The organism is Jannaschia sp. M317 (genome assembly GCF_025141175.1).
Classification (GTDB): domain Bacteria; phylum Pseudomonadota; class Alphaproteobacteria; order Rhodobacterales; family Rhodobacteraceae; genus Jannaschia.
Genome location: NZ_CP081155.1, coordinates 93,475 through 118,274 on the forward strand (window position 1 = coordinate 93,475; position 24,800 = coordinate 118,274).

Here is a 24,800-nt window from a genome sequence, read left to right on the forward strand (position 1 = left end):
CCGGCGCAGGTCAGGGCCGCCGCAAGGATCAGTCCTGCAACTCGCGCTTCACCTCGGCCAGTTCCCGGTCGAGAAAGAACGAAATCAGAGACCGGATCACCACCAGCAGCCCCAGGAACACCAGGTCCGCCATGGCCAGGCTCAGCGCCGTGTGGATGATGTCCGACACGATCAACAGCTCCAGCCCCGCCAGGATGTAGCGGCCCAGTTCGACCCGTTCGCGGTTGACACCCTTGACCCGCTGGGTCGGGCTCCGACTGACTTCGGCCCGCGTGAACCCGGCGATGAACCGCAACCCGCCGATCAGCAGGATCAGACAGGCAAAGATGTCGATCCCCGCGGCGGCGTATTCCAGCCCATGCACCAGCCAGTCGACCTGCCCATGCAGGACCGAATCCTCGCGCACATAGTCCAGAAAACGGGTGTTTTCCGTCTCGGTCGTCGCTGCCATGGGTCACCTCCGTCGATTGTGTCGACAGGGAAACGCGCGAGGGCGGCAAAGGGGGGCAGGAACGGGTCATCAAGATCTCCGACGATGGCGAAGCGGGCCGAACGGGCCGGCGGCAGGGGAGGACTGTGGCACGACGGCCCGCCCCCGGCCTAGTCCCGCGTGCCCTCAGGCCATGGCTCCCATCAGCTCTCGCCCGATCAGCATGCGGCGGATTTCAGAGGTGCCGGCGCCGATTTCCATCAGCTTGGCGTCGCGAAAGATCCGGCTGACGGGGGTGTCGTTCATGAAACCCGACCCGCCCATGGCCTGCACCGCCTGGTGCGCGACCTTCATCGCCTCTTCGGAGGCATAGAGAACGCAGGCCGCCGCGTCCTGACGCGTCACCTGCCCCCGGTCGCAGGCCTTGGCCACCTCGTAGACGTAGGCACGGGCCGAATTCATCGCCGTATACATGTCCGCGATCTTGCCCTGCATCAGCTGGAAGGACCCGATGGGTTTGCCGAACTGCTTGCGCTCGGCCAAGTAGGGCATGACCTCGTCGAGACAGGCGGCCATGATGCCGGTGCCGATGCCCGACAGGACCACGCGTTCATAGTCGAGACCGGACATCAGGACACGCACGCCGCCGCCTTCCTCGCCCAGGATGTTGTCGAAAGGGACCTCGACGTCCTCGAAGATCAGCTCGGCGGTGTTGGACCCGCGCATCCCCAGCTTGTCGAAATGCGGCGAGGTCGAAAAGCCGGTCATCGACTTCTCGATCAGGAAGGCGGTGATGCCCTTGGTTCCGGCATCGGGGTCGGTCTTGGCGTAGACCACCAGCGTCTCGGCGTCCGGGCCGTTGGTGATCCAGTATTTCGTGCCGTTCAGGATGAACCGGTCGTTGCGCTTTTCCGCGCGCAGTTTCATCGACACGACGTCGGATCCGGCCCCCGCCTCGGACATGGCCAGCGCGCCCACATGTTCGCCGGAGACGAGGCCGGGCAGGTATCTCGCCTTCTGCTCGGGCGTGCCGTTCAACGCGATCTGATTGACGCACAGATTGGAATGCGCCCCGTAGGACAGCGACACGGAGGCGGAGGCGCGGGCGATTTCCTCGACCGCGATGACATGGGCAAGGTAGCCCATCCCCGCACCGCCATCGGCCTCGGGGACCGTTATGCCCAGCAGGCCCAGCTCACCCATCTCGGTCCAGAGACCGGCGGGAAAGGCGTTGGTGCTGTCGACCTCGGCGGCCTGCGGCTTGACCCGGTCCTGCGCCCAGCGGTGCACCATTTCGCGCAGGGCGTTCACGTCCTCGCCCAGATCGAACTGCATGGTGGCGTTGAACATCGATTCCCTCCCCGGAATTGAACGCTTGTTCTATTATCTACACCGCGCCCCCTGCCCTGTCCAGTCTTGGCACGCGCAGCTGGCCGCCCGATTGCGCCTGCCGCGACGGTCTGAAACCATGTCCCCGAACAGCCCCGGAACGGAGAGATGCGATGAAGGACCACCAAGGCGGCTGCCTCTGCGGGGCCCTTCGGTTCGCGACGCGGGGGGCACCCGAGTGGGTCACGATCTGCCATTGCCATTTCTGCCAGCGGACCACGGGCGCGGCTTACGCCGTGCTGCCGATCTTTGCGCGATCTGCGCTGTCTGTGTCGGGCACCCGCCCGGTGGTGCATACAGCAACGTCCCAAGGGTCGGGCAAGCAGATCCACATCAGGTTCTGCAAGGAGTGCGGCACGAAGATCTCGGTCGGGTTCGAACGCGCCCCCGATTTCGTCGGCATCTATGCCGGGGCCTTCGATGCCCCGAACTGGTTCGAGATTTCGGCCCGGACCACGCGGCACATCTTCGTTGCCTCCGCCCGCCGCGGAACTGTCATTCCGGCCGGGATTCCCACCTATCGGGAACACGTGCGCGACGCCGACGGGGCACCGGTGCCGCCCCATGTCTTTGACCTGCCCCACACGATCGAGGCCTAGGACGACCGCCCCTGTAACTCTGCGGAACGCGGGACCGGCCCTGCGGGGCGGCAAAGGTCCCTCGATGCGTCTGGCCCGGCCCGTCAGGTTTGCCTTACTTGACCTGCCGCCCGCCAGCGCCCAGCCTGCGCGCGACCAGACCGGAGACGCCCATGCGCTACTACGTCGCCTTCTATCGGGGCAAAGGCACAATTGCCGACAGGATCACGCGCATGGCGACGCGGTCCCCGTTCTCTCACTGCGAACTGATCCGCACCGAGGTGACGCCCCAGCGTGGCGACACGGTCACCTGCATCTCCTCCTCCGGGCGCGATGGCGGGGTGCGCGTCAAGGAAATCACCCTGGAGGACCCGAAGTGGGACATCTATGCGGTGCCCTGGGCGCGTCAGGACGCCTGGGACCGGGCCGAGGCGCAGTTGGGCAAACCCTATGAACTGTGGACGATGATCATCTCGCAGTTGTTCAACTTCCGCCGTCATTCGCGCGCGAAATGGTATTGCTCGGAATTGGTGGCCTATGCGCTGGGCCTGTCGATGCCGCACGCGAAATCCCCCGGCGATCTGCTGCGTGCGATCCACGATCACCGGGGCACCTGGCGGCTGGCTCTGGCCATGGCAGCGGCGGAGCGGGGCGTGCCCCCGCAAGACAACGACGAAGAAGACCTGGGGGCGGCGACCTAGGACAAAAGTCCCTCGGCCACAGCCAGACGCATCATCCGGACGGCCCGGATGGCACGGGCCCGCCGGGTGTCTGCGTCGGGCATATCCGCCTGCCCGATGACGCGCCTGATCTGAAGATCCCCGATCAGAAGATCCAGGAACAGGGCCGTCGCGGCAGCCGCATCGACCTGAGCAGGCCCGGATCGGCGCAGGACCTGGGCGATCAGACGGCCCAGCATCGGGGCCACCGTGTCCCGCCCGCCCTGCGCGATCAACGCGCCCAGCGCGCCGGTCGGATCAGCCGCCGCCGCACGGTTCAGCGCCACCGCCCTTTGCCCCGCGACCAGCCCCAACAAAAGCGCCCCGACATCGACGAGGATGGCATCGGCAGGATCCTCTGACCCGGCGATGGCTTGTGCGAGATGGTCGGTGACCTCCTGGGCATTGCGCTGCACGAGGGCCCGGAACAGGCCCTGTTTGTCGCCATACCAATTGTAGAGCGTTTCGTTCGAGGCCCGCGCCCGTCGGGCGACGGCAAGCATCGAGGTTCCGGCATAGCCCTTGGCCTCGATCACCTCATAGGCCGCCTGTTCTATCTGGGCCTCACGCGCCTTGCGGCGGGTATCCTTCATGTCGATCTCCCTCTTGACCAAAACCGTAACAGTGATTACGGATCACCACAAACGTACACTAAATTACGGAAACGAGGATACCATGCCCCAGACCACATTCGCCCGCACCGCACTGACCGCGCTGATCATCTTGCAGGGTGTCATGCTGACCGCGCTCTATGCCGGTGTGCCGCCGCATCCGCCGGAGGCCACGCCCCTGTTCGGGATGGCCCCGTATCTGGGCGCGTCCATCGCCATTGCCGTCGGCGCGCTGATGCAGGGACCGCTGGCCACGCGCACGGGGCGCGTCCTGACCGCCATCGCGGCGCTGGCGGCGCTGGTCTCCTATGGGCCGCACAAGTATCTGGACGCCGCGATCGGGGGCATCTGGCCATCGGTCGTCGTCGGTCAGCTGGCGGCTTTTGCGCTGCTGGCCCTGTTGGTGAAGACGCGCGCAGCCACCGCCTGAGCGGATCACCCCAGGTGCTGCGCCGCCTCTTCGGTCACGATCCGTGCGATCAGGGCGCAGTCATCGGCATCGAAGGTCAACGGCACGCGCAGGTCGATCAGACGGCAGAGGATCGCATCGGTGCGGGGCAAATCATGGGGTGCGACATAGTCCCAGTGCCGGTGCGCCGAGGTGAACCCCACAGGTCGGTCGCCGCCGAACCACTTCCATTCCACGCCACGCGCGGCACAGCCCGCGACGAAATCCGGCACTGCCCGCGCATCGTCGACCAGCAACTGGATCGAGGAGCCGACATAGGCCTCCGCCTGCGGGCGGGGAATGGTCCGCAGACCCGGCGCGCCGCCGAAGCCATCCTCCAACGCACGATACAGGGCATTCCACCGCGCCACCTGCTGCGGCAGGTCGCGGATTTGCGGGCGCAGGATCGCGGCGCGCAGTTCGTCCATGCGGCCCGAGACATTCGGCATCAGACCCTTGTGACGGGCAAAGACGTCTTCGCCGGGGGCGGTGCCGTTGCGGGCATACAGCATGTAGCTGCCCGACAGCAGGATCATCCGCGCGGCCAGATCCGCATCGTCGGTGACGATCAGCCCGCCCTCGCCCGCGTTGACGTGCTTGTAGGTCTGGCAGGAATAGCAGCCGATCTTGCCCCAGCGCCCGGATGGGTGCCCGTCCCAGGCAGCCCCCATCGTATGGGCGCAATCCTCGACCACGGCGATGCCATGGGCGTCGCAGATGGCCATCAACGCGGGCATGTCGACGATGTGCCCGCGCATGTGGCTGAGCATCAGAACGCGGGCCTGACCGGCCTTGGCCTCCAGGTCCGCAAGGTCGAGCACCAGATCCTCGGTCACCTCGACCAGCACCGGACGGGCGCCAACGGCGGCGATGGCACCGGGCACAGGCGCCAGCGTGAAGGCATTGGTCAGGACCGCATCGCCCGAACCCACGCCCAGGGCGCGCAGCGCGCAGCCCATGGCATAGCCCCCCGACGCCACGGCCAGCGCATGGGCGGCCCCGGTCTGGGCGGCGAACGCCACCTCCAGCGCCGCCACCTCGCTGGGGTCGGCCCCATAGCGGTGCAGCGCACCGGAGCGCAGGACGCGGGTCGCGGCCTCGATCGCCTCTTCGGGGATGGGCTCCTGCCGAATGAAGGATTTGGTGAAACGGTCCATGGCCCCTCCGACGACATGCTGCGCGGCAGAGCATGGGGGACGGTCGCGGCGAAATGCAAGCGCTTACGTCAGCCGGCTAACCGCGGACCGGCACCACCGACGTCGCAGTCAAGACGGCACCTCTGACCGGATCGTCGTGCCAGCCGCCCCGCAGGGCCCAGTCGCGGGGGCGTGCGTTCGGCCAAGGCTGAGGCACGGTATGATTTCTGAGGGGGGGGCGACACGTCACACGATAATCCGGCGGTTCCGCGGCCTGCCCGACCAGACGCGGCGCGTTGTCCGCCTGCGGCAGAGCGCCGACGCGATGTCGTGCAGGCCAGGGCCATCTGCGCCCGTGGATGGGACAGCCCCGGCAATCCAGTGCACCGGTCAGGGCCATCACGCATGCCCCCGCCCGAGGCGTCCCGCCAAGGGTCGGCATGCCCGTCGCTGAGCAGAAACGGCGCAGTGCGCCCGACCGCTGACCGGGCGAATGGCGCACAACGGGCCCTGTCGAAACCGATTGTTTCGGTCACCGTCGTTGATCCCGGACCCACCTTGCCGCCATAGTCATCACAACGGTGGGGGCCGTAATGACAGGACGCATGCGTCATGACTGCCTACCAGCGGCTCCCCCCTGCTTCTTTCCGCCCCGCGCTCGACCCCGAGGCCGACGGCCTGACGCTGCGCGCGCCCGACACGCGACCGATGGCCGCTTACGACCTGGCCTGGATCGACAGCCGGGGACAGGCCACCTGGGACAGCCGCCGCCTGCCAGACACGCCGGAAATCGCCGGGGCCGTCAGCTGCATCGCGCGCGGATCCATGCTGCGCGGCACACGGGGGCCGGTGGCGATCGAGGATCTGCTGCCCGGAGACCGGATCGCCACCGCCTGCGGTGGCATGGCGCAGATCGACTGGATCGGCTCGCGCAGCTACCGCGCGATGGCCGAAGACGTTCAATTCTATCGCGTCGCCGCCCGCGCCTTTGGCGGGGCCGGCCCGAAAACCGACATCGTCCTGGGGGCGCATGCCCAGATCCTGATCGACAGCGCACAGTGCATGCCCCTGGTCGGATCGCGACAGGCCTTTGCGCCGATTGCGGCGTTTGAGGACGGCATGACCGTTGCAGCCATCGCGCCTCCGGGTGAGGTGACCGTGTATGGCCTGGCCTGCGCCGGGCAAGAGGCGGTCGTGGTCGACGGCCTGCCGGTGGAAACCTACCACCCGGCACGCACCACGACGCGCAGCCTGAACCGCGTAGTGCTGTCGGACATTGCCAAGCTGTTCCCGCACCTGGGCGCCGGCGCAGGGTTTGGTGCGCCCCGCGTGCCCTACCTGAGCATGTCCGAGGCACAGGGCCTGTCCATCAACGGCCACTGACGCGGGTACGCGCCCTGGCCCATGGACCTTGCGCGCCGATGTTGTAGGTACACCGCAACATCGCAACGTCCGAGGCCGCCCCATGCAGATCATCCACGCCCTGTCAGAGGTTTCTGCGCGCTATGACGCGCTCTTTGTCGATCTCTGGGGCTGCGTGCACGACGGTGTGCGGGTCTATCCCGGCGCGAACGAGGCGCTGGCCGCCTACCGCGCGACCGGCGGCAAGGTCATCTTTGTGACCAACTCGCCCCGCCCCCGCGCAGGCGTGGCGGTGCAGCTGGAACAATTCGGGGTCGCCAAGGACGCGTATGACGATATCGCCACGTCGGGCGATTCGGCGCGGGTGGCCATGTACCGTGGCGCGGTGGGCACCAAGATCTGGCACCTTGGACCAGACCAAGACGCGGGCTTTTTCGAACCGCCGGCCGTTCTGGACGATCCGCTGCCGATCCAGCGGGTCCCGCTGGACCAGGCCGAAGGGATCGTCTGCACCGGCCCGCTGGACCCGCTGGCCGACCCAGCGGTCATGCGCCCCGAGTTCCTGGCCGCCAAGACGCGAGGCCTGAAACTGCTTTGCGCCAACCCCGACATCGTCGTCGACCGTGGCGGCGTGCGGGAATGGTGCGCGGGCGCTTTGGCGGGTCTTTATGCGGATATGGGCGGCGAGAGCCTGTACTTCGGCAAGCCGCACCCCCCGATCTACGACCTGGCGCGGCGGCGGCTGGCCAAGCTGGCCGACGTGTCCGACAGCGCGATCCTGGCCATCGGGGATGGCCCAGTGACGGACGCCGCCGGGGCGATGGGCGAGGATCTGGACCTGCTGTTCATTTCCGGCGGACTGGGTGCCGAGGAAACGGCAACGCCGCCGCTGGGCAACCCCGACCCGGCAAAATTGCAGGCCTATCTGGCCGAGACAGGGGTGGTTCCGACTTATACCATCGGATCGTTGCGGTAATTTTATCACCCCGGGGTTCCATCTGGGGACTTTTTATTACCATACGACTTGCCGCAATGCGGCATTGGTGCTATCTGGCGGCAGGAGCAGACCTTTGAAAAGGTCTGCGTCAAATCCTTGCAAGGATTTGAGACCCGCATCGAAAGGGACGCGCCATGTTGGACAATATGCACCGGGGCACGATCTGTATCGAGGACATCGAAATCGGCATGTCCCGGTCCCTGCGCAAGGTCGTGACCGACCGCGATATCGAAATGTTCGCAGAGATCTCGACCGACCGGAACCCTGTGCATCTGGATGACGACTACGCCCGCGACACCATCTTCGAGGGCCGCATCGCCCACGGCATGCTGACCGCGGGTCTGATCTCGGCGGTGATCGGCGAACAGCTGCCGGGCCACGGCACCGTCTACCTGGGGCAGTCGCTGAAATTCCTGGCCCCCGTGCGCCCCGGCGACATGGTCGAGGCCGTCGTGACCGTCATCGATATGGATATCGCCAAGCGCAAGGTGACGATGGAAACCCATTGCGCCATCGACGGCAAGAAGGTCCTGAAGGGCGAGGCCGTGGTGCTGGCGCCATCGCGCAAGTTCGACTGACCCGCCCGCCGCCGTCGCCGCGATTGCATATTTGAGAAACAAGGAAAGCGGGGCGCTTGCGCCCCCTGCTGCGGCGGGCTAGCCCCTGCCGCATGCGGATATTTCGCCACCATATGGGCCTGCCCCAGGACGCGCGCGGGGCCGCCGCCGCCATCGGTAACTTCGACGGGGTGCACCGGGGCCATCAACATGTGATCGACCTGGCCCGCGGCAGCGCGCCGCTGGCGGTCGTCACCTTTGAGCCGCACCCGCGCGAGGTGTTTGCCCCCGACGCCCCGCCCTTTCGGCTGATGTCGCCCGAGGCGCGCGCCCGACGGCTGGAGAAGCTGGGTGTTGATCTGCTGTTCGAACTGCCCTTCCCGGAGATTGCGCCACTCAGCGCAGAGGCCTTCATGGCCGATGTTCTGGCAGACAGCCTGGGCCTGACGCAGGTGGTCGTCGGGACGGACTTCCGATTTGGCAAGGGCCGGGCGGGGGATCTGTCGACCCTGACGGAGGGCGGCGCGCGGCTGGGGTTCAGGGTCACGCCCGCGCCTCTTCTGGGGTCCGCAGCGCCGGTGTCCTCTACCGCGATCCGCCGGGCGCTCAGCGCGGGCAATCCGCGCGAGGCGGCGGGGATGCTGGGGCATTGGCACCGGATCGACGGGCCAGTCCAGCATGGCGAAAAACGTGGCCGGACGCTGGGCTATCCCACGGCGAACATGGGTCTGTCCGGGCTGCACCTGCCGAAACTGGGGGTTTATGCCGTCCTCGTGGATGTGGCCGATGGCCCCCACGCAGGCAGCTACCACGGCGTCGCCTCGCTGGGCGTGCGCCCGATGTTCGGAGGGAACACCCCCAACCTGGAGACGTTTCTGTTCGATTTCGAAGGCGACCTTTATGGCACGACCCTGTCCGTCGGGCTGGTTGAATTCCTGCGGCCCGAGATGACCTTTGACGGCCTTGGCCCGCTGATTGCCCAGATGGACGCCGACAGCGCCCGCGCCCGCGCGATACTGGCCGATGTCTGAAGACCCGATCGACCGCACCGGCCTGCGCCCCCGGTTCTGGGAACGCGGCCTGGACCGGCTAAGCCAGCCGGAGTGGGAGGCGCTCTGCGATGGGTGCGGCAAATGCTGTCTCAACAAGCTGGAGGACGAGGACACCGGCGAGGTCGCCCTGACCCGCATCGCCTGTCGTCTGTTCGACGATTCCACCTGCCGCTGCGCGAACTACGCCGACCGGCTGTCATTCGTGCCCGAATGCGTGGTTCTGTCGCCCAGGACCCTGCCAGATGTCGTCTATTTCTTCCCCGAGACCTGCGCCTATCGCCGCCTGCACGAGGGTCGCGATCTGCCCGCATGGCACCCTCTGCTGACCGGCGACCCGATGTCGCCGCATCTGGCCGGCGCCTCCTTGATGGACGAAACCCTGTCGGAGGCCGAAATCGGCGAGGCGGATTGGGAGGATTTCGTGATCGAAGAGCCGACCGGAGGGGCCTGAGCCGATGAATCTGAACTTTGCATCCGACAACACCGGACCCATGGCGCAGCCGGTGCTGGACGCCATCGTGACGGCCAATGCAGGCGCGGCCATGCCCTATGGCAACGATATCTGGATGCCGCAGGTCCGCGACCGGATCCGGGCGCTGTTCGCCTGGCCCGGGGCAGAGGTTCTGCTGGTCACCAGTGGCACGGCGGCGAACGCGCTGGCCCTGTCGGCCCTGGTCCCGCCCTATGGTGCTATCTTTGCCCACAAGACCGCCCATATCGAAGTCGACGAATGCGGCGCGCCAGAGTTCTTTACCGGCGGCGCAAAGCTGATCCTGATCGAGGGGGCCGATGGACGCATGGACCCCTTGGCCCTGACCAAGGCCATCGCCCGGCTGGGCACCGGCAACGTCCACGGCGTGCAGCCCGGTGCGCTGAGCCTGACCAACGTGACCGAGGCCGGAACGCTCTATTCCCTGGCCCAGATGGCAGAGCTGACAGGCGCGGCGCGGGCGGCGGGGCTGCCCAGCCATCTGGATGGTGCGCGCTTTGCCAATGCCTGTGCGGCGCTTGGATGTACGGCGGCAGAGATGGCGGCGGGTTTTGACATCGTCAGCTTCGGCGGCACCAAGAACGGCTGCATGGGGGTGGAGGCCGTGGTGCTGCGCGACCCGGCCCGCGCCTGGGAGCTGGCGCTGCGGCGCAAGCGCGCGGGCCACCTGTGGTCAAAGCACCGGTTCCTGTCGGCGCAGATGCTGGCCTACCTGCAAGACGAGCTCTGGCTGGAAACCGCGCGCGCCGCCAATGCGGCGGGACAGCGTCTGGCGCGGGGCCTGCGCGCGATGGGAGCGGAGATCGTGCACCCGCCCGAGGCCAACATGATCTTTGCCCGTTTCGACCGCGCCACCCACGACCGGGCCCGCGCGCAGGCGCAGTACGGGCTGGAGGACGACGCCGACCGGCCGCTTTGCCGGATGGTCTGTGATTTCACCAAGACCGATGCCGAGGTGGACAGGCTGCTGACGCTGCTGTCCTGATCTTCTCTGCTTCGGAAGTATCCCCGCCGGAGGCACCGACCAACGCCCGGACCGCTGGGGGCGCGGCGGTGCGCAAAGGCAGGCAACGGGGATCAAAGTCTAATATTAGACTTTGACCGGCCCGCACGACGCGGGCGCGATCACTTCGCTTCGAGCGCGTCCAGACGGGCCTTGAGCGTCTCGTTCTCTTCGCGGGCCTTCTGGGCCATTGCCCGGACGGCGTCGAATTCCTCGCGGGTGACGAAATCGCGGTCGGCCATCCAACGGTCGAGCATCGACTTCATCGCCGTCTCGGCCTCTTCGCGCGCGCCCTGGGCCACGCCCATCGCGTTGGTCATCAGCTGGCTGATATCGTCCATGATGCGGTTGCGAGTCTGCATTGTATCTCTCCTGCGGCGTTCCCCCTCCATATGGGCGCGACGCCCGCGACTGCAAGGTGATCGCGGGTGCGGTTGACCGGCTCGGGCGGGCGGGGCAAAGCGGGGGCATGCATTATGCCATCCCCTTTCCGGACATCTCGCCCGACGTCTTCTCGCTGGACCTTGGCGTCTTTGTCTTCACGCTGCGCTGGTATGCGCTGGCCTATATCGCGGGGATCGTCGGCGGCTGGGCGATGGGTCGTTGGTTGATTGGCCGCCCCGCGCTCTGGCCCGGTGGGCGCGCGCCGATGACCCGCGCGCAGCTGGAGGACGTGATGACCTGGGCCGTGCTGGGCATCATCCTGGGCGGTCGGCTGGGGTATGTCCTGTTCTACCAGCCGGAGGTCTATCTGGCGGAGCCGATGCGCATCCTGGCCGTCTGGGAGGGCGGGATGTCCTTTCACGGGGGGGCCTTGGGCACGGCCATCGCGGTGGGCATCTATGCGCTGCGCCAAAAGATCCCCTTGTGGTCGATGCTGGATCTGGCCTCTGTCGTCGCGCCGCTGGGCCTGGGGCTGGGACGGCTGGCGAACTTCGTGAATGCCGAGTTGTGGGGCCGGCCGACGGAGCTGCCCTGGGGCGTGATCTTTCCCGGCCCCGCGGCGCAGGCCTGCGCCAATGTCGGCGAATTTTGCGCCCGGCATCCCAGCCAGCTGTATCAGGCCACGCTGGAGGGGGCCGTGTTGCTGATCCTCTTGTGGATCGTGGCGTTGCGGGGGGGACTGCGACGGGGTGGCCTGATCCTGGGGATTTTCGTTGCGGGCTATGGGGTGGCGCGCACCTTCGTCGAAACCTTCCGCCAGGCCGACGCGCAATACATCACGCCGGACAATCCGCTAGGCCATGTGCTGGGCGGGGCCGAGGTCGGGTTGACCATGGGACAGGTTCTGTCGCTGCCCATGGTGGCCGTCGGGCTGGTCCTGATCCTGATCGCCCGCCGTCGCAACGCATGAGCCTGCGCGACCTTCTGCTGACGCGGATTCGCGCCACCGGCCCGATCACCGTCGCCGATTACATGGCCGACTGCCTGCTGCATCCGACGCTGGGCTATTACACCACGCGCGATCCTTTGGGGGCGGCGGGCGATTTCACCACCGCGCCGGAAATCAGCCAGATCTTCGGCGAGATGCTGGGCCTGTGCCTGGCGCGGGCCTGGTTGGACCAGGGACAGCCCGCGCCCTTTGTCCTGGCCGAACTGGGCCCCGGACGCGGCACGCTGATGGCCGATATCCTGCGGGTGGGGCGGGCGGTGCCCGGCTTTGTTCAGGCCGCGCGCATCCATCTGGTCGAGGCGTCGCCGACCCTGCGCGCAGCTCAGGCCGAGGCGCTGGCGGATCACGCCCCCGTCTGGCTGGACCAAGTCGAGGATTTGCCCCGGGGCCCCACCTTTCTGGTGGCCAATGAATTCCTCGATGCCCTGCCGATCCGGCAACATGTCCGCGACGGGACCGGGTGGCGCGAACGCCTCGTGACCGAGTCCGAAGGGGCATTGACGCTGGCGCTGGCCCCCGCGATGCCCGTGCCGGAGCTGGATTTTCATGATGTGCCGCCGGGGACATTGGTCGAACGCTGTCCCGCCCTACCGGGTATCATCGCCACCGTGGCCGATCGCATCGCGGACGGCGGCGCGGCGCTGTTCGTCGATTACGGCCACCGGCGGTCCCGGGGGGACACCTTGCAGGCGCTGCGCAGTCACCAGCCCGAAGACCCGCTGGCCAACCCCGGCCAGGCCGATCTGACCGCACATGTGGATTTCGAAGCCATCGCCCGTGCCGCCGCACCCGTCGCACAGGTCTCGGCCATGACGACCCAGGGCGTGTTCCTGGAACGCCTGGGCATCACCGCGCGGGCGCAGGCCCTGGCCGCGCGCCTTAGCGGGCCCGCGCTGGACGCGCATGTCGCCGCGCATCGCCGCTTGACGCATCCCGGTGAGATGGGCGACCTGTTCAAGGTGATCGCGCTGGCCCCGCCCGGCGCGCCGCTGCCACCGGGGGTCGATCCATGACACTGGAAATCTTGCGTTCTGACCTGTTGTCGGGGGTCGAACATGGGTTCTTTACCCGCAAGGGCGGGGCGTCCTCCGGCATTTTTGCCGGGCTGAACTGTGGCACCGGATCGTCTGACCAGGCCGATGCGGTGTCGACCAATCGCGACCGCGTGGCCGCCGCCATGGGCGGACCGCTGCGGGCCGTCCATCAGGTGCATTCCGCCGATGCCGTGACCGTCGACGGCCCCCAGCCCGATCCGCGCCCCCAGGCCGATGCCCTGGCCACCGCCACCCCGGGCGAGGTCCTCACGATCCTGACCGCCGATTGCCAGCCGGTTCTGTTTCACGACCCCGAGGGGGTGATCGGGGCCGCCCATGCCGGATGGAAAGGCGCGTTGGGCGGCGTGTTGGAGGCCACGGTGGACGCGATGGAGGCCCTGGGTGCCGACCGGGCCCGCATCCGCGCGGCCATCGGCCCCTCGATCAGCCAGCGCGCCTATGAGGTCGGGCCGGAATTCCTGGACAGGTTCCTGGCCGAAGACCCGGACGCGCAGCACCATTTCGCCAACGGCACCGGCGACCGGTATCAGTTCGATTTGATCGGATACGGCCTGCGTCGACTCAGGGCGGCGGGGGTTCAGGCCGAATGGACGGGCCACTGCACCTATTCCGACCCGGCGCGATTCTACTCTTTCCGCCGCACCACCCACGCGGGCGAGGCGGACTACGGACGGCTCATTTCGGCTATCCGACTGTAACTTAATAAATTTCAGCACGACATCCTGTGGATGGCCCCATTGCGGCCCCAATTGCGCGCGAATCCCGCCGCGAAGGCACCCCGCAATGACCGCATCCTTGCCCCGCCTTCGCCCCGCACCTCCGTCAGAACAGAGTTAACGAATGACAACGCTGCTCCAAGGAGACACACCATGTCGCGCAAGAACTGGCTGGACCGCACCATCGAAGCTGCTCGCACCGAAACCACGCGTATGCCCTGGTCGCGTGCCTACAAGACCCTGCCCAAGCCGCAGCCGGTCAAGATCCGCGCCACCGCCTGATCGCGCGCGCCCCGCCCTTTTCGTCCGGTTTCCCTCCCGGATGCGACCGACCCGTGCCCCTGGCGCGGGTCGTCGTCGTTTGGGGGCGTTGCCTGACGCGGGGGCGACCCTAGGTTTGGGGAAACGCCCGTCCCGAAAGGATTGCCCGTGACCCAGCTCCTCGGCCTGTGCGGCTCGCTTCGCGCCGCATCGCTCAACCGTAAACTGCTCCATGAGGCCGCGCGCCTTTACGGCGCGGAGCTGACCTTTGCGGACCTGCGCCTGCCGCTTTACGATGGTGATCTGGAGCAGGCCGAGGGGATCCCCACAACCGTCGCCACCCTGGCCGCACAGATCGCAAAGGCCGACGCGGTGTTGATCGCCACGCCGGAATACAACAAGGCGCTGTCGGGGGTGCTCAAGAACGCGCTGGACTGGGTCAGCCGGACCGAGGGCAAGCCGTGGCTGGGCAAACCGGTCGCGCTGATGTCCGCCACCGGCGGCCGCACCGGGGGCGAACGGGCGCAATCCAGCCTGCGGGCCTGCATGCTGCCGTTCCGTGCCGACATCGTGCCGGGGCCCGAGATCCTGATCGCGGGGGCCACGGGCGAATTCGACGCGTCGGGCCGCCTGACCAACGACCGCTATCTGGCGGGCATCACGGATGTCATGACCCAGTTGCGGGCCAAGGTGGCGGCCTAGGGCGCAGCGCCGCCCCCCATCGCGTCAGGGACAGAGACCTCCAGCAGGTTGCCATCCGGATCGCGCAGATACATCGAGGTGATCGGGCCCGTCGCGCCGGTGCGCGGGACCGGTCCCTCTTCGATTTCGATACCTTCGGACAGAAGCATGACGGCGAAGTCCCCCAGATCCGCGTCGATCAGAAAGCACAGATCGGCCGACCCGGGCGCAGGGCGCGTGGCATGGGGCGAATACTCTGCCCCCGCCTTGTGAAGATTGATCTTCCAGCTTCCGAACTTCAGCGCCAATCGGGTGGTGCCGTCGACCGCCTCAAATGAAATCGGTTCCATCCCGAGAACCCGTGCATACCAGTCCGATGTGGCCTGCGGATCTGCGACCGTCAGGACCATATGATCGAATGCGCGAACCTTCATCGCAGCTATCCTCTACCCGCACCCCAAGGCGACCCTCGTGGCCCGCCCCAGGGATTAACTTTTCCTCGGAAGGTCCGTCTCAGACTCCGGCGGCGACGATGGCATCGGCCAGCTTCGGCACCGTCTCGGCGTTCAGCCCGGCGATGTTCATGCGGCTGTCGCCCACCATGTAGATGGCGTGGTCCCGGCGCATCGCCTCGACCTGCTCAGGCGTGGCCCCCAGGCGCGAGAACATGCCGCGATGCTGCGCCAGAAAGCCGAAGCGGTCAGACCCGACCCGGTCACGCAGCGCGGTCGCCAGCTGTTCACGCAGCGACAGCATGCCAAGGCGCACCTCCTCCAGCTCGGCGGCCCAGTCGGCGCGCAGGGCATCGTCGGACAGGATCATCGATACGCAGCGCGCGCCGTGATCCGGCGGGAAGGAGAAGTTGACGCGGTTGAGCGAAGCCATCGCGCCCTGCGTGACTTTCAGCTTGTCCGCCGAAGGTGCCACCGCCATCAACAGGCCGGTGCGTTCGCGGTAGATACCGAAATTCTTGGAACATGACGCGGCGATGATCGCCTCGGGCATGGCCTCGACCATCAGGCGGGTGCCCGCGGCGTCTTCTTCCAGACCATCGCCGAAACCCTGATAAGCGATGTCGATGAAGGGCACCGCGCCCTTTTCTTCCAGCAGGGTCGCGACCGCGCGCCATTGGTCCAGCGTCAGGTTCGCGCCCGTCGGATTGTGACAGCAGCCATGCAGGATCACCGCATCACCCGGGGCGACGCCCGCAAGATCGGCCAGCATCCCGTCGAAATCGACGCCACCCGTTTCATTGTCGAAATAGCGGTAGGTGCCCGCCTTCATGCCCAGGTACTTGATGATCGCGGGATGGTTCGGCCAGGTCGGGTCCGACATCCAGACCGTCGCCTCGGGCGCGGCCATCTGGATCAGCTCCAGCCCCTGACGGATCGCACCGGTGCCGCCCGGTGTGGCCACGGCGGCCAGCCGATCCGCAGGCCGGGCCGCGCCCAGCACGAGCGACGACAGCGTCTCGGCAAAGGCCGGATCGCCCGCCAGCCCGGTATAAACCTTGGTGTCCTGGGTCTCGACCAGCTGCCGCTCGGCGGCTTTGACGGCGCGCATCACCGGCGTCAGGCCAGAGGCATCCTTGTAGACGCCGACACCCAGGTCGATCTTGCCGTCGCGGGTGTCCTCCTTGAAGGCGGCCATCAGGGCCAGGATCTTGTCGGGGGCTTGGGGGGTCAGGGCGTTCAGCATCACGCGTCTCCGGTGGCGATCTTCAGGTCGGGATACATGCCCCACTCGGCCCAGGAACCGTCGTAGAGCGCATGGTCGGCATGGCCCAGACGGGCCAGCGCAAGGTTCAGGATCGCGGCGGTGACGCCCGATCCGCAGGTGGTGATCACGGGTCGGTCCAGATCGACGCCTGCCGTCTGAAAGGCGGCGCGCAGGCCAGAGGCCGGTTTCATCGTGCCGTCCTTGTTCAACAACTGCCCGAACGGCAGGCTGCGCGCGCCGGGGATGTGGCCCGCGCGCAGGCCCGGACGCGGTTCGGCCGCATCGCCGCGGAACCGTGCGGCGGCGCGGGCATCGACGATCTCGGCCTGGCCCAGCTTGGCGATCTGCGCCACTTCGGTGACGTCGCGCATCAGGTGCGGCTGGGGGGCGGGCGTCATGTGGCGGTCGCGGATCTGCGGCAGGTCGGCGGTCACGGGCCGTCCCTCGGCCACCCATTTGGGCAGGCCCCCGTCCAGCACCGCGGCGCGCTGCCCGAACAGGCGGAACAGCCACCACAACCGGGCGGCTGAAAACAGGCCGGCACCGTCGTAGATCACCACCATATGCCCATCGCCCACGCCGATCCGGCGCATCCGGGACATGAACTTTTCCAGCGGAGGGGCCATATGCGGCAAGGCAGAGCGTCCGTCGCTCACCTCATCCAGTGCGACGAAACGCGCCCCCGGAATGTGCGCGTCGCCGTAGTCCGCCAGCGGGTCGCGTCCAGCATCCGGCAAATACCAGGACGCATCCAGCACGCGCAGGTCGGGCGACGTCAGACGGGCGGCAAGCCAATCGGTCGATACCAGCGTCGCCGGATCGTCACCCTCGGGGATCGTCATCTCTGCCATTCGCGCCTCCTCCGTCATGCCGGGCCCACGCCACGGGGTGGCGGTCGCCCCCATCGGGGCGCGCCGTCGGATCGGGGCTTAGCCCCAAGGGCGCGCGGTGTCCATGAAAGGACGGCCCGAATCCATGCAAACAGGGTTGCCAGCGTGCCATCCGAGGCCTAAGAGGCGGCCTTCAACGCGGGCGGACACCCTTGGAGGCCGCCCCTCTTTACATATTGGAGAATTGACATGGCTGGTGAGATTCCGGATCTCGTAGCTCTGGCACGGACGGGGACAGGCAAGGGGGCCGCTCGTCAAGCACGCCGTGATGGCATGGTTCCTGGCGTCGTTTATGGCGGCGGCGCGGACCCGATGCCCATCCAGGTGCCGTTCAACGACCTGCTGAAGAAACTGCGCGCAGGCCGCTTCCGCGCGACCCTGTGGAACCTGAAGATCGAAGGCCAGGAAGACGTCCGCGTCATCTGCCGCGACGTTCAGCGCGACGTGGTCAAGGACCTGCCGACGCACCTGGACCTGATGCGCCTGCGCCGCACGTCCAAGGTGAACCTGTTCATCCCCGTGGAATTCGAAGGCGTCGACGGCTCGCCGGGCGACAAGAAGGGCGGCGTCCTGACGGTCGTGCGTCCCGAAGTGGAACTGCGCGTCACCGCCGGCGACATCCCCGAGAAGATCGTCGTAGATTGCTCGTCCATCGAGATCGGCGACACGATCACGATCTCTGCGGTCACGCTGCCGTCGGGTGCGACGTCGGTCATCGACCGTGACTTCGTTCTGGCCAACATGCAGGCCCCGTCGGGCCTGGCCTCGCAGTCGGACGACGACGAGGTGACCGAGACCGAAGTGATCAACCAGACCGACGACACCGTCGAAGGCTGATCCCTCCGGATTGCAATGCAGGGTGCCGCGACCAAGGGTTGCGGCGCCCTTTTTTGTGGCCCCTGTTCCGCCAGCCAAATCCTTCAAAGGATTTGGTCAAAGTCTTCGAAGACTTTGATCCCCGGTCGCGTTGTCGCCGATCCCCGCCTCCCCTAGGCTCGAACATTGAGGGAGGATCATCATGTTCGAAGGTTTCGACGACCAACGCATCGCGCTCGACACCGGGGTCTCGGTCCGGGTGCGCACGGCGGGTGATGGCCCGCCGATCCTGCTGCTGCACGGCTACCCGCAGACCCACACCTGCTGGCACAAGGTCGCCCCGCATCTCGTGGCCGATGGCTTTCGCGTGATCCTGCCGGATTTGCGCGGCTACGGCGATTCGGACAAACCAGACAGCACGGCCGACCACGCCCCCTATTCGAAACGCGCGATGGCCGCAGACCAGGCCGCGTTGATGACGGCACTGGGCCACGACCGGTTTGCCGTGGCAGGCCATGACCGTGGTGGCCGCGTCGCGCACCGTCTGGCACGCGACCATGGCGCGCGGGTCGCGGCGGTCAGCGTTCTCGACATCGCGCCCACGCTCCACATGTACACCCAGACAGAGATGAGGTTCGCCACCGGCTACTACCATTGGTTTTTCCTGATCCAACCCGCGCCCCTGCCCGAACGCATGATCGGTGCCGACCCGGAATTCTACATCCGCAAAAAGATGTCCGGCTGGAGCAAGGGCAACACGCTGGCGTTTTCCGACGAGGGCATGGCCGAATACATCCGCTGCTTTTCGGACCCGGCCTGTATCCACGCCACTTGCGAGGATTACCGCGCCGCAGCCACCATCGACCTGGACCACGATCACGCCGATGCCGGGCGCAAGCTGGCGATGCCCGTGCAGGCGCTCTGGGGTGAAAAGGGTCTGGTCGGACAGCTTTACGACGTGCCCGCCGTCTGGCGCGATCATGCCGAAACGGTCGAGGGCGCGGCTCTGCCCTGCGGCCATTTCCTGCCGGAGGAAGAGCCGGAGCGCACCGCCGGGGCGCTCTCCGACTTCTTCCGTCGCACCGCCACCTAGACGGCGGGCCGCCCCCCCGCCTTGGCGTAGGCCATGTCGATGACCCGTTGGGTGCCCGCCGCATCCTCCAACGTCCAGGGAAAGGCCTTTTCGCCGCGCAGCGCGGCCCCGAAGGCTTCTACCTGCATCACGTATTGGTTCAGCCCCGGCCAGCTGCGCCGGTGGGTGACGAAATCGGTGCCGCGCCATTCGACGACGGCCTCTCCGAACTTGGCCGCGTTGAACGGCGCCGTCAGTCGGATCAGCCCCTTGTCGCCGTGAAACAGCATGAACTGTTCCGGCAGCAGGCGCATGGAGTTGACCCAGTGGGCAGTGAAATCCGGGAACCGGGCCGAAACCCGCGCCAGCACGTCGCAGCCGTCCTCCCATTCGATATCCGTATGGGTGATCGCCTCCGGCTCCGCGCCCGTGGCCCAGCGCGTGCAGCCGTAGGTATAGACGCCGATGTCAGGCAGGGCCCCGCCTCCGGTCGCCGCCGAATTGCGGATGTTCCCGGGATCGGCGGAGTTGTCGTAGGTAAAGACCCCTTCGACATGCCGCAGCCGGCCGATGGCGCCGTCGGCGATCAATTCGCGGACGCAATCCCACTGCGGATGATGGACGATCATATAGGCCTCGGCCGCCAGCAACCCGGTCCGGTCGCGCGCTGCAATCAACGGGGCGATCTCTGCCTCGGACATGGCGACGGGTTTTTCGATCAACACCGGCTTGCCCGCGTCCAGCGCCTTGATCCCCCATTCCACATGCATGGTATGCGGCAAGGGCACATAGACCGCATCAATTTCGGGATCGGCCAACATGGCATCATAGCTGTCGTGAACCCGCAGCCCCGGCGCAAGCGCGGCAAAAGGCGCGGCCTTATCCGGTGACCGTGTGGCCAATGCCGCCAGAACGTGGCCGGAGGCGGCGTGAATGGCGGGGGCCATGGACCGGCGCGCAAAGTCGGAGGCACCCAGCACCCCCCATCGAATTGGATTTGTCATCTGCATACTCCCTTTCGGGAGACCAAAATCTGAATTTCAGATTTTGACCAGAGTTTTATCTAAAACTCTGGCGCGGCTATTTCAGCTGACTGTCCTTGCTGCCACGTCGGTTGATGCCGCCGCGCGGCCGGGCGGCCCGGTCGCGGTCCATGGCGCAGTCGACACACAGCTTCACGCCCGGCAGGGCCGCGCGGCGGGCCTCCGGGATCGGCTCCTCGCAGTCGGCGCAATGGGTCAGGCTTTCGCCCAGTGGCGCCCGCCGGGCCCTCAGCCGTGCCAGTTCATCGTTGATCGAGGCTTCGATCTGTTCGCCTACCGCACCGTCGCGCGCCCATCCGCCTGCCATGTCATCCTCCATCGTTGGGACCTCAACCCGGCCCCCCCCACCTTGGTTTCATGCCTCCAGCTTCAGAACCGCGTCAAAGCCGCCATAGATCATGCGTTTCCCGTCAAAGGGCATCTCCATCATGTCGGGCGCGAAATCCGGTGACATCATCCGGGCGTTCGCCGCCTCGTAGGTCGCCTTGTCCGGCCATTCGATCCAGGAAAACACCACCACTTCGCCCTCCTCCGCCTTTACCGCCATCGGAAAGGACGTCACCTCGCCGTCGGGGACATCGTCGCCCCAGGTTTCGACCTGTGACAACGCCCCCATCGGCTTGAAGATCACCTCCCAGGAGTCGCGCGCATGGGCGATGAAGGCGTCTTTCCTGTCGGCGGGCACAGCGGCGAGAAAACCGGCGTAATAGGACATGACCTTAACCTCCTGGTTGCGTGCCAGCCTGCGATGGCCGCCTGAGTCGGTTCAACGAAAAAGGCCGCGCCCGGATCGGGCACGGCCTGTTGTATCGCCTGGACGTCGGGGCTCAGGCCGGGACCATGCCCTTTTCCTTGGCCAGTTCGCGCACACGCTTTTGCAGCTTTTCAAAGGCGCGGACCTCGATCTGTCGGATACGCTCGCGGCTGACCCCGTACTTGGCCGACAGATCCTCCAGCGTCACCGTTTCTTCGGACAGGCGGCGTTGGGCCAAGATGTCCTTTTCCCGGTCGTTCAGCACATCCATCGCGTCGGTCATCAGACCGATCCGGGCATCATACTCGTCCCGTTCGGCAAAATCCCCGGCCTGATCGGCGTCATCGTCCGCCAACCAATCCTGCCACTGGGTCGACGAATCCCCGTCCGAGCCGACCATGACGTTCAGCGAGGCATCGCCCCCCGACATCCGTCGGTTCATCGAGGTGACTTCCTTTTCGGTCACGCCGAGGTCAGTTGCGATCCGGGTCACGTTCTCGGGGCGCAGATCGCCTTCTTCCAGGGCACCGATGCGGTTCTTGGCCTTGCGCAGGTTGAAGAACAGTTTTTTCTGCGCGGATGTCGTGCCCAGTTTGACCATCGACCAAGACCGCAGAACGTATTCCTGGATCGCGGCGCGGATCCACCACATCGCATAGGTCGCCAGGCGGAAACCCTTCTCGGGGTCGAATTTCTTGACGGCCTGCATCAGGCCCACGTTGGCTTCGGAAATCACCTCGGCCTGCGGCAGGCCATAGCCGCGGTAGCCCATGGCGATCTTGGCCGCCAGGCGCAGGTGCGACGTCACCATCTGGTGCGCGGCGTCCGTGTCCTCTTCCTCGACCCAGCGCTTGGCGAGCATGTATTCCTGCTCCGGCTCCAGCATGGGGAATTTACGGATTTCCTGAAGATAGCGGTTGAGGCCCTGCTCGGGAGACGGGGCCGGAAGGTTGGCGTAGCTGGCCATGTGTTGCACTCCCTCATGTTAATGGGCTTAACACCCGTTGAAGTCGATGTGGGCACCACCAACCCCGGTTTCAAGTAACATTTGTTACGACACCGGCGCGGCAGCGGTCGGAAACCTGTTTATCCCCTGCACCCTCGCAACGAAACGGCCCGTTTGGCGGGAAACCTGCGCAAAAACGCACGCAACTCCCGACGATGTACGCTCAGGAAACGCAATGCCCGCCGAAAGGTTTCAATTTCGTCAAGACGCCGCCCGCAGGTTGGCCAGCAGCGCCGCCATATCGTCAGGCATCTGCGCATCGAACGACAACTCGACCCCGCTGACCGGATGCACAAAGCCAAGCGTGGCGGCATGCAGCGCCTGACGCGGAAAACCGGCGACCGCCTCCACCGCCGCGTGGCCACGCGGCAAACGCCGGTGCCCGCCATAGGTCGGGTCGCCGATCAGCGCGTGACCGGCATAGGCCATGTGCACCCGGATCTGATGCGTGCGCCCCGTCTCCAGCCGGCATTCCAACAAGGCCGCAACGCCCAGATCCTCCAGGCGCCGGGCGCGGGTGACCGCATGACGCCCTCCGGTCCAGAAAACCGCCTGTTTCTGGCGGTCGGTCCGGTGGCGATCCAGACGGGTCGTGATCTTGAGCGTATCGCCCGCCTCCCAGCTGATCCCGCGCAGGCCGCGCAGGCGGGGATCGCCCGCGTCGGGCACGCCGTGGCAAATCGCGAGATAGCGCCGCTGCGCGGTATGCGCCTCGAACTGCGCGGCCAGCCCGTGATGCGCCGCGTCCGACTTGGCCACCACCAACAGGCCGGACGTCTCCTTGTCGATGCGGTGCACGATGCCGGGGCGGCGTTCGCCCCCCACCCCGGACAGCGCCCCGCCGAAATGGTGCAACAGCGCGTTCACAAGCGTCCCCCCCGGCGAGCCGGGCGCCGGGTGCACCACCATGCCCGCAGGTTTGTCGATGACGATCAGGTCGGCGTCTTCGTGCACGATGCTCAGGGGGATGTCCTCGGCCCGCGTCTCGGGGTCTTCGGCGACCGGAACACGCACGGCGATCGCGCCCCCCTCGGCCACCTTGTCGCGGGCGCCCGCGACGGTGCCATCGACGGTCACGCGCCCCTCTTCCAGCAGGCGGGCCAGGCGCGACCGGCTCAGGTGCGCCTCTGCTGGCACGTCGCGGGCGATTGCCTTATCCAGACGCGACGGCGGTTCCGCCCCGATAACAAAGGTGACGATGGTGTCTGAGGACATGGATGAGGTTCCCGAACCGACCAACCTGCGATTTCTGCGCATTCTGGTCACGGTGCTGACGGCGGTGATGATCGTGGGGCTGTTAACGGTCGTGACGCTGCTTGTCACCCGCTTGCGCGCACCTGCCCCCGTCGCGGCAGAGGCATTGGCCCTGCCCGACGGCATTCAGGTCCACGCGGTCACCCAGACCCCGACCCGCTGGCTGGTCACGACCACGGATGACCGCCTGCTGATCTTCGCCCCCGACGGCACCCTGCAGCGCGAAGTCCCCCTGACCCCCTAGCCCAGCAGCGGCGCGACCGACGGCCACAGGCTGGCCACCAACAGCCCCGCCATGGTCCAGTTGAACGCCTGCAACCGCGCGGGCGAGGTCAGGAACCGTCGCATCTGCACCCCCAGCAGCAGCCAGAAACACATGGCCGGAAACCCGATGACCACAAAGGTCAGGGCCACCGGCACCACGGCCCAGGTGCCCCCGGTGGTGTAAAGCGTCACCGCCGTCAGGGCCATCGTCCAGGCCTTGGGGTTCACCCATTGAAACGCCACCGCCTGCAGGAACGTCATCGGGCGCCCGTCTGTCGCGGCCTGCGCCGGGGGCGCGGCATGGGCGATTTTCCAGGCCAGCCACAGCAGATACAGCACGGACACGACCGCCAACGCGGGCTTCAACACCGGCACGGCGTCGAACACCTGGGCCAGTCCCAGGCCCACCAGCACGATCATCGCGCCAAATCCGCCGGTGATCCCCATCAGATGCGGCAAGGAGCGGGCCACACCGAAATTCGCCCCCGAAGCCATGATCATCAGGTTGTTGGGCCCCGGCGTGATCGACGAGACAAAGGCGAAAACGGCGAAGGCCAGCAGCAAGTCATATGTCATGGCGCAAGGTTTACGCGGCTCTTGGGGGCATGTCCTTGCAAAGATCCGCCTGAAAAAGATAATATCGCAAGATATGACGCAGATTGACGACATTGACCGCAATATCTTGCAAGTTCTGTCCACGGACGGTCGCCTGACCAATCAGGCGCTCTCGGCGCGCGTCGGCCTGTCGCCCTCGGCCACCCTGCGGCGCGTGCAGGCGTTGGAGGCGTCGGGCGTCATCACCGGCTACCGCGCGGTTCTCGACCCGGATCGCATGGGCCTGGGGTTCACCGCCTACATCACGGTCGGCCTGAACGATCATTCCAAAAACGGGCAGGATGCGTTCGAGCGCGCCATCGCCAGCGCGCCCGAGGTCCGGGAATGTCACAACATCACCGGTGCCGTGGAATACCTGCTGCGGGTCGAGGCCCGTGACCTCGCCGCCTACAAACACTTTCACACCGATGTGCTGGGCGTGCTGCCCCAGGTCGCGACCCTGCAGACCTATGTTGTCATGGGCAGCCCCAAGGACGAACGGGCCTGATC

At 66.7% G+C, this 24,800-nt stretch carries 32 protein-coding genes; 18 read left to right on the forward strand and 14 right to left on the reverse strand.

From position 1 onward, the window contains the following. Positions 1-28 precede the first annotated feature (28 nt). Together K3551_RS00500 and K3551_RS00505 are read right to left on the reverse strand one after the other, a co-directional pair. Positions 29-451: a DUF1622 domain-containing protein gene (locus K3551_RS00500; protein WP_259916705.1), complete on the reverse strand. Its 423-nt coding sequence runs from the start codon at positions 449-451 to the stop codon at positions 29-31. Positions 452-616: 165 nt separating this feature from the next. Then, the gene (locus tag K3551_RS00505) at positions 617-1,780 is read right to left on the reverse strand and encodes an isovaleryl-CoA dehydrogenase (protein ID WP_259916707.1); all 1,164 of its coding nucleotides are present in this window, start codon (positions 1,778-1,780) and stop codon (positions 617-619) included. Between the two features lie 152 nt (positions 1,781-1,932). Between K3551_RS00505 and K3551_RS00510 the strand changes: the two genes are divergently transcribed. Both K3551_RS00510 and K3551_RS00515 read left to right on the forward strand, forming a co-directional pair. After that, the gene (locus tag K3551_RS00510; RefSeq protein WP_259916710.1) at positions 1,933-2,418 is read left to right on the forward strand and encodes a GFA family protein; all 486 of its coding nucleotides are present in this window, start codon (positions 1,933-1,935) and stop codon (positions 2,416-2,418) included. 152 nt (positions 2,419-2,570) lie between these two features. Continuing rightward, positions 2,571-3,098, forward strand: coding sequence for a hypothetical protein (locus K3551_RS00515; RefSeq protein ID WP_259916712.1), 528 nt, complete (start codon positions 2,571-2,573; stop codon positions 3,096-3,098). On the opposite strand, the gene K3551_RS00520 is transcribed toward K3551_RS00515, so the two are convergent. Continuing rightward, a complete protein-coding gene (locus K3551_RS00520; RefSeq protein WP_259916715.1) occupies positions 3,095-3,709 on the reverse strand; it encodes a TetR/AcrR family transcriptional regulator in 615 nt (204 codons plus the stop codon). The two genes, K3551_RS00515 and K3551_RS00520, sit on opposite strands and share 4 nt — an antisense overlap. An 82-nt stretch (positions 3,710-3,791) precedes the next feature. On the opposite strand from K3551_RS00520, the gene K3551_RS00525 reads away from it, so the two are divergent. Further along, complete coding sequence (locus K3551_RS00525; RefSeq protein ID WP_259916716.1) at positions 3,792-4,157, forward strand: hypothetical protein; 366 nt, start codon at positions 3,792-3,794, stop codon at positions 4,155-4,157. Positions 4,158-4,162: 5 nt separating this feature from the next. On the opposite strand, the gene K3551_RS00530 is transcribed toward K3551_RS00525, so the two are convergent. After that, the gene (locus tag K3551_RS00530; protein ID WP_259916717.1) at positions 4,163-5,332 is read right to left on the reverse strand and encodes a DegT/DnrJ/EryC1/StrS aminotransferase family protein; all 1,170 of its coding nucleotides are present in this window, start codon (positions 5,330-5,332) and stop codon (positions 4,163-4,165) included. A 591-nt stretch (positions 5,333-5,923) separates the two neighbouring features. Here K3551_RS00530 and K3551_RS00535 point away from each other — a divergent pair. The 6 genes from K3551_RS00535 (at position 5,924) to K3551_RS00560 (ending at position 10,754) form a co-directional block, all read left to right on the forward strand. Continuing rightward, entirely contained in the window at positions 5,924-6,694 is a 771-nt protein-coding gene (locus K3551_RS00535) for a Hint domain-containing protein (protein ID WP_259916719.1), read from the forward strand. An 82-nt stretch (positions 6,695-6,776) separates the two neighbouring features. Further along, entirely contained in the window at positions 6,777-7,649 is an 873-nt protein-coding gene (locus tag K3551_RS00540) for an HAD family hydrolase (RefSeq protein ID WP_259916721.1), read from the forward strand. 155 nt (positions 7,650-7,804) lie between these two features. Further along, positions 7,805-8,248 carry a MaoC family dehydratase gene (locus tag K3551_RS00545; protein ID WP_259916723.1) on the forward strand — a complete coding sequence of 148 codons (444 nt, stop codon included), beginning with the start codon at positions 7,805-7,807 and terminating at the stop codon, positions 8,246-8,248. 92 nt (positions 8,249-8,340) lie between these two features. Beyond that, a complete protein-coding gene (locus tag K3551_RS00550; RefSeq protein ID WP_259916725.1) occupies positions 8,341-9,258 on the forward strand; it encodes a bifunctional riboflavin kinase/FAD synthetase in 918 nt (305 codons plus the stop codon). Beyond that, positions 9,251-9,730, forward strand: coding sequence for a YcgN family cysteine cluster protein (locus K3551_RS00555; protein ID WP_259916727.1), 480 nt, complete (start codon positions 9,251-9,253; stop codon positions 9,728-9,730). Before K3551_RS00550 ends, K3551_RS00555 begins: the two co-directional genes overlap by 8 nt. Before the next feature lie 4 nt (positions 9,731-9,734). Next, positions 9,735-10,754, forward strand: a complete 1,020-nt coding sequence (locus tag K3551_RS00560) for a beta-eliminating lyase-related protein (RefSeq protein ID WP_311199751.1) — start codon at positions 9,735-9,737, stop codon at positions 10,752-10,754. Positions 10,755-10,894: 140 nt separating this feature from the next. Here the strand turns inward: K3551_RS00560 and K3551_RS00565 are convergent, their stop codons facing one another. Further along, complete coding sequence (locus K3551_RS00565; RefSeq protein WP_259916729.1) at positions 10,895-11,134, reverse strand: accessory factor UbiK family protein; 240 nt, start codon at positions 11,132-11,134, stop codon at positions 10,895-10,897. A gap of 107 nt (positions 11,135-11,241) precedes the next feature. On the opposite strand from K3551_RS00565, the gene lgt reads away from it, so the two are divergent. The 5 genes from lgt (at position 11,242) to K3551_RS00590 (ending at position 14,899) form a co-directional block, all read left to right on the forward strand. Then, a complete protein-coding gene (gene lgt, locus K3551_RS00570; protein WP_259916731.1) occupies positions 11,242-12,126 on the forward strand; it encodes a prolipoprotein diacylglyceryl transferase in 885 nt (294 codons plus the stop codon). Next, the gene (locus K3551_RS00575) at positions 12,123-13,178 is read left to right on the forward strand and encodes a class I SAM-dependent methyltransferase (RefSeq protein ID WP_259916734.1); all 1,056 of its coding nucleotides are present in this window, start codon (positions 12,123-12,125) and stop codon (positions 13,176-13,178) included. The genes lgt and K3551_RS00575 overlap by 4 nt, the downstream gene beginning before the upstream one ends. Then, positions 13,175-13,918, forward strand: a complete 744-nt coding sequence (gene pgeF, locus K3551_RS00580; RefSeq protein WP_259916736.1) for a peptidoglycan editing factor PgeF — start codon at positions 13,175-13,177, stop codon at positions 13,916-13,918. The genes K3551_RS00575 and pgeF overlap by 4 nt, the downstream gene beginning before the upstream one ends. 171 nt (positions 13,919-14,089) lie before the next feature. Continuing rightward, positions 14,090-14,218, forward strand: a complete 129-nt coding sequence (locus tag K3551_RS00585) for a hypothetical protein (protein ID WP_259916737.1) — start codon at positions 14,090-14,092, stop codon at positions 14,216-14,218. Positions 14,219-14,365: 147 nt separating this feature from the next. Next, positions 14,366-14,899: an NADPH-dependent FMN reductase gene (locus K3551_RS00590; protein ID WP_259916739.1), complete on the forward strand. Its 534-nt coding sequence runs from the start codon at positions 14,366-14,368 to the stop codon at positions 14,897-14,899. Here K3551_RS00590 and K3551_RS00595 read toward each other — a convergent pair. The 3 genes from K3551_RS00595 to sseA form a co-directional block, all read right to left on the reverse strand. Continuing rightward, entirely contained in the window at positions 14,896-15,312 is a 417-nt protein-coding gene (locus tag K3551_RS00595) for a VOC family protein (protein WP_259916741.1), read from the reverse strand. The genes K3551_RS00590 and K3551_RS00595 overlap by 4 nt on opposite strands. A gap of 79 nt (positions 15,313-15,391) precedes the next feature. Continuing rightward, positions 15,392-16,576: an amino acid aminotransferase gene (locus tag K3551_RS00600; protein ID WP_259916744.1), complete on the reverse strand. Its 1,185-nt coding sequence runs from the start codon at positions 16,574-16,576 to the stop codon at positions 15,392-15,394. After that, positions 16,576-17,439 (reverse strand): 3-mercaptopyruvate sulfurtransferase, encoded by an 864-nt coding sequence (gene sseA, locus K3551_RS00605; RefSeq protein WP_409197435.1) that lies wholly within the window; start codon positions 17,437-17,439, stop codon positions 16,576-16,578. Before sseA ends, K3551_RS00600 begins: the two co-directional genes overlap by 1 nt. Positions 17,440-17,676: 237 nt before the next feature. Here sseA and K3551_RS00610 point away from each other — a divergent pair, with 237 nt between their 5' ends. Further along, the gene (locus K3551_RS00610; protein WP_259916748.1) at positions 17,677-18,324 is read left to right on the forward strand and encodes a 50S ribosomal protein L25/general stress protein Ctc; all 648 of its coding nucleotides are present in this window, start codon (positions 17,677-17,679) and stop codon (positions 18,322-18,324) included. 181 nt (positions 18,325-18,505) lie between these two features. Continuing rightward, positions 18,506-19,396 (forward strand): alpha/beta fold hydrolase, encoded by an 891-nt coding sequence (locus tag K3551_RS00615; RefSeq protein WP_259916750.1) that lies wholly within the window; start codon positions 18,506-18,508, stop codon positions 19,394-19,396. Here the strand turns inward: K3551_RS00615 and K3551_RS00620 are convergent. The 5 genes from K3551_RS00620 to K3551_RS00640 form a co-directional block, all read right to left on the reverse strand. Further along, entirely contained in the window at positions 19,393-20,379 is a 987-nt protein-coding gene (locus K3551_RS00620) for a Gfo/Idh/MocA family protein (protein ID WP_259916752.1), read from the reverse strand. The two genes, K3551_RS00615 and K3551_RS00620, sit on opposite strands and share 4 nt — an antisense overlap. Positions 20,380-20,455: 76 nt before the next feature. Beyond that, complete coding sequence (locus K3551_RS00625; protein ID WP_259916754.1) at positions 20,456-20,725, reverse strand: DksA/TraR family C4-type zinc finger protein; 270 nt, start codon at positions 20,723-20,725, stop codon at positions 20,456-20,458. Positions 20,726-20,773: 48 nt separating this feature from the next. Continuing rightward, entirely contained in the window at positions 20,774-21,133 is a 360-nt protein-coding gene (locus K3551_RS00630) for a DUF1428 domain-containing protein (protein WP_259916757.1), read from the reverse strand. Between the two features lie 112 nt (positions 21,134-21,245). Then, positions 21,246-22,139, reverse strand: coding sequence for an RNA polymerase sigma factor RpoH (gene rpoH, locus K3551_RS00635; RefSeq protein WP_259916759.1), 894 nt, complete (start codon positions 22,137-22,139; stop codon positions 21,246-21,248). Between the two features lie 240 nt (positions 22,140-22,379). Then, entirely contained in the window at positions 22,380-23,393 is a 1,014-nt protein-coding gene (locus tag K3551_RS00640; RefSeq protein ID WP_259916762.1) for an RluA family pseudouridine synthase, read from the reverse strand. On the opposite strand from K3551_RS00640, the gene K3551_RS00645 reads away from it, so the two are divergent. Then, entirely contained in the window at positions 23,377-23,676 is a 300-nt protein-coding gene (locus tag K3551_RS00645; RefSeq protein WP_259916764.1) for a DUF6476 family protein, read from the forward strand. The genes K3551_RS00640 and K3551_RS00645 overlap by 17 nt on opposite strands. Here K3551_RS00645 and K3551_RS00650 read toward each other — a convergent pair. Beyond that, positions 23,673-24,272 carry a LysE family translocator gene (locus K3551_RS00650; RefSeq protein WP_259916766.1) on the reverse strand — a complete coding sequence of 200 codons (600 nt, stop codon included), beginning with the start codon at positions 24,270-24,272 and terminating at the stop codon, positions 23,673-23,675. The genes K3551_RS00645 and K3551_RS00650 overlap by 4 nt on opposite strands. Positions 24,273-24,345: 73 nt before the next feature. On the opposite strand from K3551_RS00650, the gene K3551_RS00655 reads away from it, so the two are divergent. Beyond that, complete coding sequence (locus K3551_RS00655) at positions 24,346-24,798, forward strand: Lrp/AsnC family transcriptional regulator (protein ID WP_259916767.1); 453 nt, start codon at positions 24,346-24,348, stop codon at positions 24,796-24,798. Positions 24,799-24,800 lie beyond the last annotated feature (2 nt).